Annotated in this window: 15 protein-coding genes and 1 tRNA gene; 6 read left to right on the forward strand and 10 right to left on the reverse strand. The window is 66.0% G+C overall.

The features are described from left to right. Positions 1 to 6: 6 nt before the first annotated feature. The gene (locus ACL02S_RS10700) at positions 7 to 147 is read right to left on the reverse strand and encodes a hypothetical protein (protein WP_412802209.1); all 141 of its coding nucleotides are present in this window, start codon (positions 145 to 147) and stop codon (positions 7 to 9) included. Between the two features lie 226 nt (positions 148 to 373). Here ACL02S_RS10700 and ACL02S_RS10705 point away from each other — a divergent pair, with 226 nt between their 5' ends. The 3 genes from ACL02S_RS10705 (at position 374) to ACL02S_RS10715 (ending at position 4,100) form a co-directional block, all read left to right on the forward strand. Then, entirely contained in the window at positions 374 to 1,063 is a 690-nt protein-coding gene (locus ACL02S_RS10705) for a response regulator (RefSeq protein WP_412802210.1), read from the forward strand. Beyond that, on the forward strand, positions 1,060 to 2,088 hold the full coding sequence (locus ACL02S_RS10710) for a sensor histidine kinase (RefSeq protein ID WP_412802211.1): 1,029 nt from the start codon (positions 1,060 to 1,062) through the stop codon (positions 2,086 to 2,088). Before ACL02S_RS10705 ends, ACL02S_RS10710 begins: the two co-directional genes overlap by 4 nt. A 530-nt stretch (positions 2,089 to 2,618) precedes the next feature. After that, positions 2,619 to 4,100 carry a DUF4153 domain-containing protein gene (locus tag ACL02S_RS10715; RefSeq protein WP_412802212.1) on the forward strand — a complete coding sequence of 494 codons (1,482 nt, stop codon included), beginning with the start codon at positions 2,619 to 2,621 and terminating at the stop codon, positions 4,098 to 4,100. Positions 4,101 to 4,277: 177 nt separating this feature from the next. On the opposite strand, the gene ACL02S_RS10720 is transcribed toward ACL02S_RS10715, so the two are convergent. Beyond that, positions 4,278 to 4,350: transfer RNA gene (locus tag ACL02S_RS10720), tRNA-Asn, on the reverse strand. A gap of 199 nt (positions 4,351 to 4,549) precedes the next feature. Here ACL02S_RS10720 and ACL02S_RS10725 point away from each other — a divergent pair. After that, complete coding sequence (locus ACL02S_RS10725; RefSeq protein WP_412802213.1) at positions 4,550 to 4,795, forward strand: hypothetical protein; 246 nt, start codon at positions 4,550 to 4,552, stop codon at positions 4,793 to 4,795. Positions 4,796 to 4,877: 82 nt separating this feature from the next. On the opposite strand, the gene dnaG is transcribed toward ACL02S_RS10725, so the two are convergent. The 6 genes from dnaG to ACL02S_RS10755 all read right to left on the reverse strand — a co-directional run bounded on the left by dnaG (position 4,878) and on the right by ACL02S_RS10755 (position 11,546). Further along, positions 4,878 to 6,794 (reverse strand): DNA primase, encoded by a 1,917-nt coding sequence (gene dnaG / locus ACL02S_RS10730; protein WP_412802214.1) that lies wholly within the window; start codon positions 6,792 to 6,794, stop codon positions 4,878 to 4,880. A gap of 113 nt (positions 6,795 to 6,907) precedes the next feature. After that, positions 6,908 to 7,657 (reverse strand): Mut7-C RNAse domain-containing protein, encoded by a 750-nt coding sequence (locus tag ACL02S_RS10735; protein ID WP_412802215.1) that lies wholly within the window; start codon positions 7,655 to 7,657, stop codon positions 6,908 to 6,910. 16 nt (positions 7,658 to 7,673) lie between these two features. Continuing rightward, positions 7,674 to 8,825 (reverse strand): FIST signal transduction protein, encoded by a 1,152-nt coding sequence (locus tag ACL02S_RS10740; protein WP_412802216.1) that lies wholly within the window; start codon positions 8,823 to 8,825, stop codon positions 7,674 to 7,676. A gap of 65 nt (positions 8,826 to 8,890) precedes the next feature. Beyond that, a complete protein-coding gene (locus ACL02S_RS10745) occupies positions 8,891 to 10,150 on the reverse strand; it encodes a deoxyguanosinetriphosphate triphosphohydrolase (RefSeq protein WP_412802217.1) in 1,260 nt (419 codons plus the stop codon). Positions 10,151 to 10,156: 6 nt separating this feature from the next. After that, on the reverse strand, positions 10,157 to 10,846 hold the full coding sequence (locus ACL02S_RS10750) for a YdcF family protein (protein WP_503129055.1): 690 nt from the start codon (positions 10,844 to 10,846) through the stop codon (positions 10,157 to 10,159). A 22-nt stretch (positions 10,847 to 10,868) separates the two neighbouring features. Then, positions 10,869 to 11,546, reverse strand: coding sequence for an MBL fold metallo-hydrolase (locus tag ACL02S_RS10755; RefSeq protein ID WP_412802218.1), 678 nt, complete (start codon positions 11,544 to 11,546; stop codon positions 10,869 to 10,871). A 30-nt stretch (positions 11,547 to 11,576) separates the two neighbouring features. On the opposite strand from ACL02S_RS10755, the gene ACL02S_RS10760 reads away from it, so the two are divergent. Beyond that, positions 11,577 to 13,553: a TPM domain-containing protein gene (locus tag ACL02S_RS10760; RefSeq protein WP_412802219.1), complete on the forward strand. Its 1,977-nt coding sequence runs from the start codon at positions 11,577 to 11,579 to the stop codon at positions 13,551 to 13,553. Between the two features lie 66 nt (positions 13,554 to 13,619). On the opposite strand, the gene ACL02S_RS10765 is transcribed toward ACL02S_RS10760, so the two are convergent. Beyond that, a complete protein-coding gene (locus ACL02S_RS10765) occupies positions 13,620 to 14,897 on the reverse strand; it encodes a phthiocerol/phthiodiolone dimycocerosyl transferase family protein (protein ID WP_412802220.1) in 1,278 nt (425 codons plus the stop codon). A gap of 158 nt (positions 14,898 to 15,055) precedes the next feature. Between ACL02S_RS10765 and ACL02S_RS10770 the strand changes: the two genes are divergently transcribed. Further along, the gene (locus ACL02S_RS10770; protein ID WP_412802221.1) at positions 15,056 to 15,466 is read left to right on the forward strand and encodes a DUF1707 domain-containing protein; all 411 of its coding nucleotides are present in this window, start codon (positions 15,056 to 15,058) and stop codon (positions 15,464 to 15,466) included. A 38-nt stretch (positions 15,467 to 15,504) separates the two neighbouring features. Here the strand turns inward: ACL02S_RS10770 and ACL02S_RS10775 are convergent, their stop codons facing one another. Continuing rightward, on the reverse strand, positions 15,505 to 16,875 hold the full coding sequence (locus ACL02S_RS10775; protein ID WP_412802222.1) for a flavin-containing monooxygenase: 1,371 nt from the start codon (positions 16,873 to 16,875) through the stop codon (positions 15,505 to 15,507). Positions 16,876 to 16,886 lie beyond the last annotated feature (11 nt).

Consider the following 16,886-nt stretch of genomic DNA (forward strand, 5'->3'; position numbering starts at 1 on the left):
CTCGACTCAGCCTGATACGCAGGAGGCGAACAGTTCGGCGGCGAATGCCTCACGCAAGTGCGGGAGCCTGGCGATCTCCGTGTAGTTCCCGCCATGCGGATGGCGTACGGATGCTGCTCTGACGAACACATCCGACTTGCGAGCCACCGGCACCACCTTCACCGGTCACCGGTCCGCGATCGACCCGCCTCCCGGCAGCCAAAGCATCAATCCTCGAAGTTGTGGTAACCGCTACCGAAACCGGCAAGAAGTCGGGGCGGTTCGGAGCGGCGGGTCAGGTTTCATTGCCGAGGATGGAGATCGAACCGGATCCACACAGAATCTCCACAATCAGCGCGGTTCATCTCCACATCGCCCCCATAGGGTCGATGCCATGGAGGACAGCTTGCAGCGTGCCGGGCGGCGGATTCTGGTAGTGGAGGACGAACCCACTATCGCCGAATCAGTGGCCGCCCGACTGCGTGCCGAGGGCTTCGTCGTGAACCTCTCCCACGACGGACCCGCCGCAGTAGTGGCCGTGGAGCGATTCAAGCCGGATCTGGTGGTGCTCGATGTGATGCTGCCCGGTTTCGACGGTCTGGAGGTGTGCCGCCGTATCCAGGGGAACCGCCCGGTACCGGTGCTCATGCTCACCGCACGCACCGACGAGACGGATGTGCTGGTCGGCCTCGGGGTCGGCGCGGACGACTACCTGACCAAGCCGTTTTCCATGCGTGTGCTCACTGCCAGGGTGCACGCGCTGCTACGCCGGATCGAGCGTACCGCCGATCCGGGCACGGCGATCGTCGTCGGCGAGCTGCGGATCGATGTCGATCAGCGTCGCGTGTGGCACGGAGACATCGAAACTCATTTGACTCCAATAGAATTCGATCTACTGGTGCATCTGGCACGTCGGCCGCGTACGGTGTTGGCCCGCGAACGCCTGTTCAGTGAGGTATGGGGGTGGACGGACACCTCGGGCACCCGTGCGGTGGACTCACATGTGAAAGCGTTGCGCCGCAAGCTGGGCGCGAACCTGATTCGCACCGTGCATGGCGTCGGCTACGCGCTGGAGACGCAATGAGTTCCTGGTGGCGTGAGCGGGCAGCCCGGATTTCCGCACGGTTACCTCGCCCGCTGGACCGGATACGGTCGATCAAATTGAAATTGGCCATTCTGATGGTGGTTTCAGGCGCGATTGCCTTCGGCTATTTCGCCTGGCGCATCGGCTGGCTGCCGCAACAAACCACGCTCTACGCCACCGCGCTCGCTCTGGTGACCTCGCAGTTCCTGGCCCATGGCATGACAAGGCCACTGCGGGAGATGACCACTGCGGCAGAACGGATGGCCAAGGGTGACTATTCCCATCGTGTCCGAGCCACCTCCCGCGACGAGGTCGGCCAACTGGCCGAAGCGTTCAACCAGATGGCCGCCGACCTTGCCGCCGCCGAGCAGCAGCGCCGTGACTTCATCGCCAACGTATCGCACGAATTACGAACCCCCATAACAGCGTTAGGCGCGGTGCTGGAGAACCTGGTCGACGGTGTCGCTGAACCCGATCCGGCCACCTTACGCATCGCGCTCGTCCAGACCGAACGACTCAGTCTGCTGGTTACCGAACTGCTCGCGTTGTCAAGCGTCGAAGCGGGCGCGGTGCGCCTGCAGTTGGAAAGCACTGCGTTGCACCCCCTGTTACAAGAGGTCATCGCTGAAGCCGAGGTACTGGCCGCCGCCGTCGACCGCCCGGTCCGCTTCACCACCGACATGGCCTCCCCGGATCTCACCGTGCAAGCCGACCGCGCCCGCCTGCATCAGGTCCTGCTCAATCTGCTGGACAACGCGATCCGCCACGGCCCGGCGAACGGCCGGGTCCACATCGAAGCCCACACCCGACCCGGCCAGGTTGTGATAGAGGTCCAAGACGAGGGCCCCGGCATCCCGGTCGCCGATCGGGCCCGCGTCTTCGAGCGTTTCACCCGTGGTCGCACCGATAACGGCGGTACGGGTCTCGGCCTGGCCATCGCTCGCTGGATCGTAGAACTTCACGGCGGCACCATCGCCGTCGCCGAACCGGGTTCCCGCATCCGCGTAAGCCTCCCCACCGGCTGAACCGACACATTCACAACGACCTCAGGCTCGGGTTCGGCGCCGGGCCGGTCTCGCACACCTACGGAGATTCCATGTCTGACCGAATGCCCCCGCCCCTTCCCGAAGGTTCGGTTCCAGAGCCCGGCCGACCTCGACGAAAACGACCACCGGTCAATGCCGTTCAGCGAATAGCCGCTCGCCTGCGGTCCAGTGCTGCTGAGCAGGCCTGCGATGCACAGGAGCCGGGTGCCACCGCCGGGACGCCGCCGCCGGCTTCGGTTCCGGTGACATCGCCACCCTCGGCTACCCCGGCCGAATCGGCCGGCACCGGTGTCGCGGTCGGCACGCGCGGATCCTCCACTACGAGTAAGAATTCCAGTATTCCCGTGGCGCAATCACCTCAGCATCCCCCTGGGCCGGATCCAGCCACGCGACCTTCCTCAGAAGCATATGCCCAGATCTCTGGTGCCGGTTCCCCGCCGCACTCGTACCAGTACGATCCGAGTCACCCAGCGCCTCAGCGTGCCCCACGTCGCTCGGAGTCGGTTCCGATGCCGCGTGGCACGATAGCGGCCATACCGCTCGCCGGACTCGCCGCGGTGCTGTCCGTTCCACTGGATCGCCCTGGAATCGGCTGGCTGGCGGCTGGAGCAGCGATCGCAGGCGCGGTGTACCTCGTCGACCGCAAGGCGCGTCGCGCGGCAGCGCAGGCGAAGGACGACGAACCATCCGGCGGAGTGGTCGATTCGGCTACACGTGCGCGGCACCGACTGGCATCGGCGTGGTGGATCGCAGTCGCGCTGGGCCTGCTGGCGGTCGGGACGTTCCGGGCGGCAGAGTGGTTGTTCGTGCTCTGTCTGCTCGGGGCCGGGGTCGCCGGGTCGTTGGCGGTGGTGCGGCGATCAGTTCACGGACTGATGTTCGACATGATCGCGGTGCCGGTGTCGGCGTTGCAGTCGGTGCCGTGGCTGTATCGCGGGGTGAAGCGCGTGCGGGAACGGCGCGCGTCGTCGACGCAGCGGGTGGGATGGTCGGTGGTGGCGGCAGTCGCAATTCTCGTGATCTTCGTACCGCTCCTGGCTGGGGCCGATGCTGTGTTCGCCAGTCTGGTGCAAAGCCTCACGCCGAGGTTCGATGCCGAGGCTCCGGTGCAGTGGGTCTTCGTGTTCACCGCGGCGGCACTGCTCACGGCCGGAGCAATGTATCTGCTGGCGGGACCGCCGCGGGTGGCCGGAGAGACGGATTCTGTTGCGGGGTTGCTGGTTCGGCGGCGGTGGTCGCGTCTGGAATGGGGGCTGCCGCTGGGGACATTGGCCGCGGTGTTCGTGCTCTTCGTGGCGACGCAATTGGCGGCACTGTTCGGCGGAAACGATTATGTGCAGCGCACGGCGGAACTGACCTACGCGGAATACGCGCGCAGCGGGTTCTGGCAGTTGTCGGCGGTCAGCCTGCTGACGCTCGGTGTGATCGCGGCTGTACAGACTTGGGCCGTACAGGAATCGACGCGGGATCGGCGGTGGCTGCGGATCGGGGTCGCGGCAGTGAGTGTGTTGACACTGATGATCGTGGCCTCGGCTCTGCACCGCATGTGGACCTACCAGCAGGCGTACGGATTCACGGTGTTGCGGTTGCTGGTCGAGGTGTTCGAACTGTGGATCGGGCTGGTATACCTGCTGGTGCTGGCCGCGCTGGTGCGGCTGCGCCGGACCTGGGTGCCGCGTGCCGCGGTAGGTGCGGCGGCGGCGACCCTATTGGGCTTGGCGCTGGTGAATCCCGAACGTCTTATCGCCGAACGCAATATCGATCGCTGGCTGTCCGGCACGACCGTCGAGCTCGGTACCGGTTCCAGCACCCGCGAGATCAAGCAGGACCTCGATATCGACTATCTGAGCACATTGTCGCCGGATGCCCTGCCTGCTGTCGAACGACTGCCAGAGCCTCAGCGCGGCATAATCGCCGCCGCGATCCGGGCCGGTCTCGGTGACGAGGGCAGCTGGCAGAGTTGGAACCGATCGCGGTCGGCCGCGCGCTGAACCGGACGGTTGCCGGTGAATCGCCGGGTGCCAAGATTTCCGGCTCCGACCAGGGCTCGAGGAACCTGCAGGAGGTATGGGGAATAGCCAGTTCAGTTCCTGAGGCACCCGACTCCGATAGCGAGGAAAAGCAAATCGGTCCGTTATCTGCTTGCGCAGATAACGGACCGACCCAAGCTCCCCCATCTGGACTCGAACCAGAAACCTGCCGATTAACAGTCGGCTGCTCTGCCAATTGAGCTATAGGGGATTGCTCTCAGCTCGTCCCGTTCCCGAGCGAGCCAGGAGAAACTGTAGCGTATCGCTGACCAGTACCCAAATCGCGCCACTACCTGCTGACTCATCCAGTATCGCAGGATGCGGGCTGAGCCGGTATCCGAATCGACAGGCTTATCGGCTGTCGGGCAGGATAGGGGCGGCGAACGGGCAACTGGGAGGAGCACATCGAGATGCTGCGGTTGATCATCGGCGTGGCGGCCGGGTATGTACTCGGCAGCAAGGCCGGGCGGGCTCGCTACGAGCAGATCAGCTCGGCGACCCGTGCGGTGGCCGGGAGCCCGGTGACCCGCAAGCTCGTAGACGTCGGCAGGCAGCGACTGGCGGATAAGCTCAGCACACAGCCCAGGTTGGAGCCGATGGAACCGCTCGACGAGCGGACTACCGTGCTGGTGCCGCACGACCAGTTGCGACGCTGATCACACTGCCCGATCCCGCCTCGCACGCGGTAGCGGAATGTGTGGAATCACACCCCGTCGAGTATCTCGGGGAAGTCGGCCGCTAAGCCCCGGTGGCGAAATCGTCGTGGTTGCCCATCGCCTGGGTGAGCAGGCTCTTGCGGTACTGCTCCAGAGCGACGAGATCACCGAAGAGGGCGAAGTAGGCGTCGGGCTGTTCGGTGGAGGACACCCGCTGCAGTTTGGACTTGAGTTCGGCGATCTGCCTGCCGACCCATGCCTCCTGGGTGCGCGCCAGCACCCCGGTGACGAAGCGCGGGATGTCGGCTTCCGATTTCACCGGTAACGGCTCGGCCGCCAGTTCCGACAGCAGGGCGCGCACAGTCAGATCGTCGGTGCGGTCGGCGATGGCATTGACCCATTCGGCGCCACCGAGCCCGGCCGCTGTGCCACCGGCCTCGGTGATCAGCGTGCGGATGATCGCATAGGCGGGGTGGGTGAAGGCTTCGGATTCGAGTGCGTCGAAGCCCGCGCCCGCCATAGCCGGATATTGCAGTGCGGCGGCCAGTACCTGGCGTTGCGGCAGCAGGGTGGGATCGTTCGGGTTGGGGCGCGCTGCGGGATGTTCGGCGACCACCTCGCGCGGCGCCTGCGCGCGGCTCGCACCCGCGGAGCCGCCGTTGCGCCGTCGCCTGGCCTCTTCGCCGACCCGGCGCACGACCATCTGGATATCGTCCCAGCCGACCCAGCCTGCCAGTTTGGTGGCGTAGGCCTTGCGCAGCGCGTTGTCCTTGATCTGCGCGACCACCGGCACCGCGCGGCGCAACGCTTCCACCTGCCCCTCCGCGGTGTCCAGATCGTGGTCGGCGAGCAGGCCGCGCACCACGAACTCGTACAGCGGGGTCCGGCGCGCGATCAGATCGCGTACGGCGGCGTCACCGGAGTGCTGGCGTAATTCGCACGGGTCCTGTCCATCCGGTGCGATGGCGATGTAGGTCTGGCCGGCCAGCTTCGGATCACCGGAGAAGGCTTTCAGCGCCGCTGCCCGGCCCGCGGCATCGCCGTCGAAGGTGTAGATGATCTCGCCGCGCCAGAAGTTGTCGTCCAGCATCAGGCGGCGCAGCAGGGCGAGGTGATCGTCACCGAAGGCGGTGCCGCAGGAGGCGACGGCGGTCTTCACACCCGCCAGATGCATCGCCATGACATCGGTGTAGCCCTCGACCACCACCGCCTGGTGGCCCTTGGCGATCTCCCGCTTGGCGTGGTCGAGGCCGAAGAGCACCTGAGACTTCTTGTACAGCATGCTCTCGGAGGTGTTGATGTACTTGGCCGATATGTTGTCGTCGTCGAAGAGCCTGCGGGCGCCGAAGCCGATGACCTCGCCGCTGAGGTTGCGGATCGGCCACAGCAGACGGCGATGGAAGCGGTCCATCGGGCCGTGCCTGCCCGGTTTGGACAATCCCGCGTCTTCCAGCTCCTTGACCTCGAACCCTTTGCGGAGCAGATGCTTGGTGAGCCGGTCCCATCCGGCGGGTGCGTAACCGCAACCGAACTGCTCGGCGGCGGCAGCGTCGAAATTGCGTTCGGTGAGATACGCGCGCGCCGCCGCGGCCTCCGGTTCGCGCAACTGCGCGGTGTAGAACTCGTGGGCGGCCGCGTTCGCCGCGACCAGCCTGGCGCGGGTGCCGCGGTCGCGCTGCACTGTGGTGCCGCCGCCCTCGTAGTTGATCTGGTAGCCGATCCGGTCGGCCAGCTGCTCGACGGCCTCGACGAATCCGACATGCTCGATCTGCTGCAGGAAGGCGAACACATCACCGCCGGCGCCGCAGCCGAAGCAGTGGAACAGGCCGTGATTGGGCCGCACATGGAACGATGGCGACTTCTCGTCGTGGAACGGGCACAGACCTTTGATCGAATCCGCGCCCGCGCGTTTGAGCGCGACGTACTCCCCCACCACATCTTCGATCCGGACGCGCTCACGAATCGCCGCGATATCACGATCAGGAAGTCGTCCGGCCACGGCAGCGAGTCTAGGCGAATGCGGCGCCGACACGCCCGAGTGGCTCGGTGTGCCGAGTTCCGGGCAGGTCCGCCTGCGCGCAGGCACCCCAGGGAAGCCCCGGCACGCACTGGTCAGGATTGCCGCAATCCGGCACGGATCTCCTGCACAGTCGCGTCGAGCCGGGCCTGGTGCGAACCGGGCCAGTAGATCCGCCCACACCCGCGACACCGCCGGAAGGTGTCGTAATGCCGGCGGGTCAGCGGTTCCAGCTGAGCTTCCACCTCGGCTTTGGCCACCTCGTCGACGGCGTCCCCGCAGCGCAGGCATCGGGTGAACGGCGCGAGCCGTGCGCCGAGGTCGAGGCGCGCGATCAGCTCGACGGCCTGATCGATCGGCTGATCCGACCAGAGGTAGACCCCACGAGTAACAGCACGCCGCTTCAGCAGCCCACGGTCTCGGGTGAGCATGATCCGCTGCTCGGCCGCCGAGATCTCGGCGAGTTCGGCGTCCTCGGCATCCCATGGGCACAGTACGTCGAAACCGAGCAGCCGCATCAGCTTGGCGAGCCCGCCGAGATTGACATCGGCGACGAAGCGCGGCTCGCGCAGGGGATGTGGACGAACCTTGGTCACCTGGCCGATATCGAATGTCTCGAATACCGGGTAGACGGTGATCCGATCGCCTGTCCGCGGATGCAGGCCGAAGTCCACCGGCTGCCCGTTGACCAGCACCAGGTCGACCTCGGTGTGTGGGATTCCAATGGCCTCGATGATGTCCTTCACGGTCTGGTGCGGGCGGCACGGCCTGCGCAGTACCGTGTGCCGCTCATCGGGCCGGAGGAAGTCGTTCAGCTCGGCGTAGACCCGGATATCGACGGTCATTCGATGAATAATGCCGTCATTCGATGAATAGCGCCATCGATGCGGTGAACCCGTGCAACGCATTACGGCCCGCGATGGGGCCGATCTCGCCCGCGGCGAAGAAACCGGCGAGCGGAATACCGCCGAGCAGATCGGCGATCATCGTGGCGTCGTGGTCGGCGACCCCGAACATCCGTCTGCCACGGCCGTTACAGGTGAACAGGAGCGCACCTGCCGGAGGCCCTGGCAGATCCGAACTCACCCGCGCGAGGGCCGCGCGCAGATCCTTGTCCGCTCCGGCCGCGTCCCGCACCTGGAATTGTATGGTTGTACCGACCTCGACGGCCTCGCCGATCTCGATCACACCACTGGACAGATCGGCGCCGAGGATGCCGCGGATCAGGAAATCGCCCCGCCCAGGCACGGCCAGATGCTCGTCGACCACGATTCCGACCTGCAGGCCCTGGGTCAGCAGTTCCTGTTGATCGGGTGGCAGCGCGGCGACGATTTCCTGTAATCGCTCGACCGGCGACCTGCCCGCGAGCTCGGTGATCAGCGAGCCGCGGGCGCCGGTGACGATATAGGGGTAGCCGATCGGCCGACAGCCCTGGGATACGAGCGAGACACCATGCATACCGGGAAACCGCACACCGACAGCGCCGGAGGTCACCACATCACGGTCGCGGAACAGCCTGCTGCCCGCAGGCCCCCGCGCGCCACTTGCCAGCCCACCTACCGCGAGGGTGCCGGGCAGATCGGCATTCAAGTGTTCGAGCAGCAGTTCGGCCGGGAAGGAGTAGGGATCGGGTAGCAGCAGGTGGAAATCGCGTGTGCTCTTGTCGAAATGGTGACCGGCGAGCAATCCGCCGCTCGAGGTGCGCAGAAAATCCAGCTGGAAGGTTTCGGCAGGCAAACCTGACGCCAGCCATACCGCCACCGCGGGCTCGTCCTCGATCTCCCGGCGACCGGCGACCACCGCCTGTGCCACACACCCGACCAGGGCAGGCGCCCTGACCGTGTCCTGGACACCGGCGAGTACGGCAGATGCATTATCGCTATGAGCCCTGGACGCGAACAATACAGCCAGCGACAGCGCCTCGCCCGCGAGCTGATCCCGGGCGTGTGCTGCGGCTTCCGCACCCGCCTGCCACGCCTCCTGCGCGGTGGAAAGCCCGACTCCGATCTGCACCCCTCTATCGTAGCCAACCTTCAGCAACAATAGGTGTCGTTGTGGCACAACATATTTCGATCAGCCTAAGTGCGCAGCCGGACCGCGACCCCCTCCAAGCGGCTCTCGGTGTAGGAGGCGATCTGATCCACGATCACCCGCACCCGGTCGGTGTCGTCGGTGGCGGCGTTCCAGAAAGGCAACAGGAGCGGATCGAGGCCGTGCGGGGCGGTCACCAGCAACCGATCGGCCACCGCGAGGATACGTTCGCGCTGTTGCGCCTGACGCAGCTGATGCACCGGATCGGACATCACGTAGCGCAACGCGACCGTCTTCAGCAAGGCCACCTCGGCGGCGACGATACGCGGGACCTCCAGATCGGCGGCGTACCGGGACAGTGGTCGCGGCCCGGCGACCGCTTCGGTCGCCGAGATCGCGGCGGTGGCGAAGCGACCGACCAGCTCGCTGGTGAGGTGCTTGAGCGCGACCGATGCCTGGAAAGTGCCGTCATATCCGGATGCCGCGGCGACCACCGGCAGCTCCGATAAGCGCTGCGCGGCAGCGCTCAGCTCATCGGCCGCCAACGCGTGTTGGAACTGGCCGAGCGTGGCCAACGCGTCCTGTTCGAGCGGGTCGGCCAGTGCGCGCAGATCGATCCGACCGGCCAGCACCCCGTCCTCGACATCGTGCACCGAGTAGGCGACATCGTCGGACCAGTCCATGATCTGGCACTCCAGACTGCGGCGCCGGTCCGGCGCGTCTTTGCGAATCCACTCCAGCCGGTCGGCGTCGACCTCGTACCCGCCGAACTTCGTACCGGGGCCGGTGCGACCCCAGGGGTACTTGAGCGCGGCGTCGAGTGCGGCACGGGTGAGGTTGAGTCCGGCGCTCGTGGCGTCGGGCTCGAGTACTTTGGGTTCGAGGCGGGTGAGAATACGCAGGTTCTGCGCATTACCTTCGAACCCGCCGTAGGCATCGGCGAAGGTATCCAGCGCTTTCTCCCCATTGTGACCATAGGGCGGGTGGCCGATATCGTGGGCGAGCCCGGCCAGATCGACCAGATCCGGGTCACAGCCGAGTCCTTCGGCGATACTGCGCCCGATCTGGGCCACCTCCAGTGAATGGGTGAGCCTGGTACGTGGGGTATCCCCTTCACGTGGACCCATGACTTGGGTTTTATCGGCCAGCCTCCGCAATGCGGCGGAATGCAGCACCCGAGCGCGGTCCCTGGCGAACTCGCTGCGATGACCGGTGACGAACTCGCTGCGCGGGCTGCCGAGTCCCGCTGTCTTGGCATCCTCGCGGACGAGGCGTTCCCTATCGTGATCGGTATACCGGTCGCTCATCGAATCTCATTGTTGCGCGGTGTAGGTGAAGTCCGCCGAGAAGTGGGTGAACTGGTACCACAGCAGCGCACCGGTCTCTCTGGCGATGCCGTGCAGTTGTGATTCGCGGGTGTAGACGGCGGGACCGGTCCGGGTCGGCGCGGTCCATGCGGCCAGGCCCGCGTCGTGCGCCATGGTGCGGGTGCGCAATGAATGCCAAGGATCGCTGACCAGTACCGCCGAGGACATCTCGCGGGCCCGCATCGCCGTGGCGACCGCCTCGATACTGAGCAAGGTATTCGAACCGGTTTCGACGGCGAGGATCTTGTCACCTGGTACGCCACGCTCCTGCAGGTAGTTCTTACCCGAGGCCGCCTCGGTGAACAGGTCCCCTTCCTGTTTGCCACCCACCGTGATCACCTGTGGTGCGATCCCGGCCCGGAACAGATTGTAAGCCTGGTCGAGTCGTGCTTCGAACACCGAGGACGGCGTCCCGGAGTACTGCGCGGCGCCGAGCACGACGATCGCGTCGGCCTTCCGGTAGTCGTCGATACGCGCGACATGCCATATGCGAAACGAGGTTCCGCCGACCAGCACCACGCCCATCACGATCGAGCCGACGACCAGTCGGCGCGCCCAGCTCAGCAACCCGGCACCCGAGCCGGACGGCCGGGCGGGGGCAGCAACCGGAACGGCTCGGATGCGCTGTGTTGGCAAATCCACTCTCCAAGTGTGCCAGTTACCAGCCCCTGGCCTGCCAGGCGGAAAGGTGGGGGCGTTCGGCGCCGAGGGTGGTGTCATCGCCGTGCCCTGGGTAGACGACCGTGTCATCGGGATAGCGGTCGAAGAGTTTGGTGGTGACATCCGCGAAGAGCGAGGTGAACTCCTCAGGGGAGGTGGTGCGGCCGACGCCCCCAGGAAACAGGGAATCGCCGGTGAACAGATGAGTACGGCCGGTACCGTCGGCAAGAGCGAGTGCGATCGAACCGGGGGTGTGGCCGCGGAGGTGAACGACCTCGAAAACCAGCTCACCGAGCGTGACGGTGTCGCCGTCGGCGAGCAACCGGTCCGGACGGACCGGGAGCGGATCGGCGTCCAGCGGATGGGCCGCTGTTTCGGCGCCGGTGGCCGCGGTGGTCTCGGTCAGCGCCATCCAATGGTCGGGGTGCTGGTGGGTGGTGACGATCAGCTGAACTTTTCCAGGCACTTCCTGCTCGACGAGGGCGGCGATCCGCTCGGCCTCATTGGCGGCGTCGATGAGCAGCGCGGCACCGGTGTGCGCACACTGCACCAGGTAGCAGTTGTTGTCCATGCCGCCGACGGACATCTTGACAACGCGCGCGCCGGGGATATCGCGCTGCTGTGGGTTCGAATTCGGGGATACATGGCCGGTGTAGGGGCGATCGATGGTGATCACGAAACCATGCTAGCGAGCTAGATTCATGCCATGGCACTGCTGTCCTGGAATCGCCGTATCCGCCTGCTGGTATTCAGCGTGTTGCTGGCAGGCGCCGCCTTGCTCGGAGCTCCCGCGAGCACGGCGGAACCACCGCTGCGGATGAATACCTACGTCGAAGATCGGGCCGAGGCGCTCACCGCCGGGCAGTCCGACCAGGTACGTGCTGCGGTGGAGCGGCTCTACACTGAACAGCGGATCCGGCTGTGGGTGGTGTACGTGCGCGACTTCGACGGACTCGACTCACGCTCCTGGGCGCAGGACACCGCATCGATGTCCGGATTCAACCCGCGGGACCTGTTGCTCGCGATCGCCACCGAGGATCGCGGGTACTGGCTGGAAGGCGAGTTACCCGATGCTATGAGCGATTCCGAACTCGATGACCTGCTGATCACCAAGGTCGAGCCCGACCTGCGCGCCGGGCAGTGGGCCGAGGCCGGGATCGCTATGGCCGACGGTATCGACTCGGCGATCAGTGGCGGCAAAACGAGCGTACGCGTCCTGCTCGGCATCGCAGCGGTGATCGTGCTCTCGGCTTTCGGTCTGGTGTGGTACGGCCGCAAACGACAACGCGACCGGTTCGCGGCCACGCTGGCGGCCGCACGGCAGCTGGCTCCGGAGGACACGGTGGCATTGGCGGCCTTGCCACTGGATACCCTGCATGCCAGGTCCCGCGAAGCGCTGGTTGAGATCGACAACGCGGTGCGCACCAGTGCCGAGGAACTGGACTTGGCCATCAGCGAGTTCGGCGATACCGCGACCATACCGTTCCGCACTGCGCTAGAGCACGCGAAAGCCGCCGCCACCAAGGCTTTCGAAATCCGGCAGCGCCTCGACGACGCCATCCCGGAGACCAAGGAAGAGCAACGCGCGCTCCTGGTCGATCTGATCAGCACAGTGGGGCGCGCCGACCGAGAGCTCGACCGGCACGTCGACGAATTCGACGCCATGCGTGATCTGCTGCTCGATGCCGCTAACCGGCTGGATCGGCTCACCAGAGCCGTCGTCGACGCCACCGCCCGCTTCCCCGGCTCGGAAGCCGAGCTGGCCCGGCTCACCGCCGCCCATCCGCCAGGGGTGCTCACGCCGATCCGGGACAACGTGCGCATGGCCCGCGAACGCATCACCTTCGCCGAGCAGAACATCGACGCGGGCCGGTCCGCACTCGCTCGGCCAGTGGGCGAGCAGGGCGGTGCCGTGGCCGCTATTCGCTCCGCCGAAGCCGCTGTCGGTCAGGCCCTCGTCCTGCTCGACGCGGTCGACAACGCGGCAACCGATATCCAGCAGGCACGCGATGGACTGCCCGGCGTACTGGATGAGCTGCATCGTGATATCGCCGCCGCCAACGAACTTTCCGGCTATGGCGGGCCGGAGCTGGCCGCAGCCCGCACCGCGGCACAATCCGCCGTGGAGAAGGCGACCGCCACGGCGGGCACCGATCCGTTGAGCGCCTTCCGCGATGCCGTGGCCGCCGACGCCGAGCTCGATCGCGCTCTCGCCACCGCCACCGACCGCAAACTCGCCGCCGAGGACCTGCAGCGCAGGCTCGACCGCGCCCTCACCGATGCCGGCGCCAGGGTCAGATCGGCCGCCGACTACATCACCCCCCGCCGCGGCGGCATCGACGCCACCGCGCGCACCCGGCTGTCGGAAGCACAACGCAACCTCGACCAGGCCCAGCAGTTGAGTTCGAGTGATCCGGCACAGGCACTGCGGTATGCCACCACAGCGGCAGACCTGGGCAGCCGCGCACTGCGGGCGGCCCAGTCCAGTGTGCGCGCGTGGGAACGCAGCCAGGCGCGATCCTCCGGTGGCGCCGACACCGGAGCGATGCTCGGCGGCATCCTGGTCGGGGAGATACTGCGCGGGGCGGCAGGTGGCGCCCGGCATTCCGGCGGCGGCTCCAGCCCCGGCTCGTTCGGCGGCTCTACCGGATCCCGGCGGATCAGCCGCGGCGGAAGGTTCTGACCACCCCGCGTGGCCTGGCGCCGCACCGCACGGATCTTCCTGGCGGTGCGGCGCCGGGCTGGCAGATCAGCCCGTACGTACGGTGGAGAGCGCGGTCAGCTCCGTCCGCACCGCGTCGAGCAGGTTGTCGGCGTCCGCACCGGCGCCGAGTACGCCGATGGTCAGCTCCCGCGCGAAGGTGTAGACCAGGAAAGTGACCGCGGCCGAGGCGCCCGTGGACGGTCGCGGATGGGCGGAGAGGTAGACGATCTCGTAATCGGTCAGCATGAGGCCGGTGGGGGTGCGCAGCGTGGGGACCACACCGGTATTGGTCACCGCGATATGCCCGGCCAGGGAGTACTTCCGGTGCCCACCATAGAAATCCGGGAAGTGCAGGACGGATTGGTGCACGATACCCTCGGACAGGTCATGGTCCAGCCGAGCCGAAATCCGCTGGGCCAGTTCGAGGAGACTCGCCGCGGGGTCCACCTGCGCCGCGAACGATGCCGCCCCGACCATATTGGTGCCCGCCGCCGTGGCGACCGGCAGCGGCAACCGTCTGCGCAGATCCACCGGATACAGACAACCGAGTGCCAGTGCGCCGCCCGCGGTCTCGTTCGCGTACGCGCGCAGTAATGCGGCGGTGAGCAGGCCGTTCACCGTCACCCCCAGCATGTGCCCGAGCTCGACGATCCGCGCGGTGGCTGCCGTGTCCAGTCGCAGGCGGCGCGGGCGCGCGAGTGCGCTCGGCGCGGGCCGCGCACTGTCGCGGGGTGCTTCTTTCGGGGCGGGCGCAAGCGCCTTGGTCACCTCCTCGAACCCGGACACCGTGGCCTTGGCGATACCGCACGCCGCCACATACCACTCCAGCGAACGGGGCAGTTCCTGTGGTGTGACTGCGGCCGGAAGCCCGTCGACGATATCGGTGTAGTACTCCCACAGGCGTGCGAGCAGTTCGACGCAATGCGCGGCATCGGCGATGCTGTGGTGAACGAACAGGGTGACCCGCCAGTGGTCCCCCGCGCCTACGATGTCCAAATAGGCCAGCTGGGCGGCAGGGCGCACCGCCGGGATCTCGATCGCCGTCGGATCGCCGTCACGTACCGACGCCAGGGGCGACGCCCGCTCATCCGGCCGGAGCAGATACCCCTGTCCCACAACATCTTCTCCGATGCGGCAGCAGAGCACCGGGTACGCGTATCCGAGCAGGCCGAAGGCATCCCGCAGGGCCGCCGGATCGAGCACACCACGTACTGTCACCGATCGGCCCGTATAGGTGCCGTGCCGTACGAACCGCTGTTCTGATGGTGCCAGCACCCGGATCAGATCGTCTTCGTCCCACCACACTTCGTCATTCGAGCCCATGTCCCACAGCACCTCGAAAGCGTGCGGTACCACCGGGCCCGGCGCAAACCGACAGGCGCAAGAGACAGGCGAAACATGTGCGGCGATGAGCGGCACCGTGGGAAACGCGATACCCGGGCCACTCGCGGCGCCCGGCACCGTGAACTTACGATCACACTGTGAGCCAGGAGCATCTGCGGGCGTCCGACGCCGATCGCGAGAAGATCATCGGCCAATTGCGTCAGGCGATGAGCGAGGGGAGGTTGTCCCTGCACGAATTCGACGAACGACTACAGCAGGTATACGCCGCCAAGACCTATGGTGAGCTGGCCCCGCTGTTGTCCGACCTTCCCGTGCAGCTCGATTCCCTTCCCGTCCAGGGTGCCTCGTCACCGGATCGGATCGGCGGCATACCGAAGTGGGTCGGGATCATGTGGGCTCCGTGGGTATCGGTCAACGTGCTGTGCCTCGCGATCTACCTGTTCACCGGCGCAGGCTACTTCTGGCCGTTCTGGGTGGCGGTGCCATGGGGCCTCGCACTACTCATTCCGACCACGGTCGGCATCGCCGCGGGGCGCCGTGACCGGTGAGGGACCTACCTGAGCACCGGGCCTGCCCTCGGCCCGCCTCAGGCAGCCTGCCGCCCGAGCAGCGATATCTTGTTGACCGCGGCATCCTTCGGCCGCTTATGTGGTTTCACGCCTGCCGCCCGCAGCTCGGCGAGAAGTTCCTTGCGGAAGGTCACGTAGTCCACTTCGGTGGAGTGTCGCGGCGATTCGACGAATTTGTGGTGTGGGTGCGCCAATTCTTCGGCGAGCGCTTTCCGCATATCGGCTGGGCGGTGATAACGACCGGTCAGCTCCAGGCAGGCGAGCATAGCCTGGTAATCGGCGAGCGGCCAGATACAGCCCAGCGGCTGGAACAAACCGATGAAATAGAGGTTCGGGACCTCGGCGTGGAACATGAGCCGCCACAGCGGCGGCCGCTGTACGCCGTCCCAGTCTATAAACGACTTGTCGAAGAACGGAAAGGTGATCTTATAGCCGGTGGCCGCGATGATCGTGTCGAACTCTTCACTACTGCCATCGGTGAAATGGACGCGTTTGCCATCCAGAAAAGAAACACCGGTTTTGGGCGTCACCGAGCCGTGACCGATGTAGTAGAAGAGCTCGGAATTGATGGTGGGATGCCCCTCCAGGAACCGGTGATCGGGATCCGGCAACCCGAAATCTCTGTTATCCCCGAGAATTATGTGCATCGTCAGTCCGAATACGGGCTGACGCAGCTTGGGCACCACCCATCGCACGGTTTTCTCATAGAACACATCGGTAGGCAGCCCCCAGATGTACTTGGGCACGAACCACTGCCCATGCCGCATGGAGATACAGCAACGTTCGGCTACCTGCGAGCAGTCCACCACCACATCGGCCGCCGAATTGCCCCCACCGATGACCAGCACCCGCTTACCTGCGAACGGGCGACTGCTCTTGAACGCATGCGAGTGGATGAACTCACCGTCGAAATGACCGGGATACTCCGGCATACGCGGATCCCAGTGATGGCCGTTGGCGACCATAAGAGCGTCGAAAGTCTCGGTGCGCTCCCCCCGTGGACCACGTGAATGAATGATCCACTCCCCCGCATCGCCACGCGTAGCGTGCAACACCTGGGTGTGGAAACGAATCCTGGATGTCACGCCGAAGTAGTCGGCGTAATCCTGAAAGTACTTCTTCAGCACCGTGTGGTGCGGGTAATCGGGTGTGCCCGGCGGCAGCGGGAAATCTTCGTACTCGGAGTAGTACTTGGAACTGATGAGGTGCGTGGTCTCATAGACGCTGGAATGACCGTACTCATCCCGGTACACCCAGTTACCACCCACCTGATCGGATTTCTCGAAAACCACCAAATCGTCGCCGAGCCCATGGGCAAGGCATTCCTTCGCCGCCGCGATGCCGGACGGTCCAGCGCCGATCACCGCTACTCGCGTTCTCCGCTCCATGCGACTTCCTC

The organism is Nocardia spongicola (assembly GCF_047200775.1).
In the GTDB taxonomy this organism is placed as follows: Bacteria; Actinomycetota; Actinomycetes; order Mycobacteriales; family Mycobacteriaceae; genus Nocardia.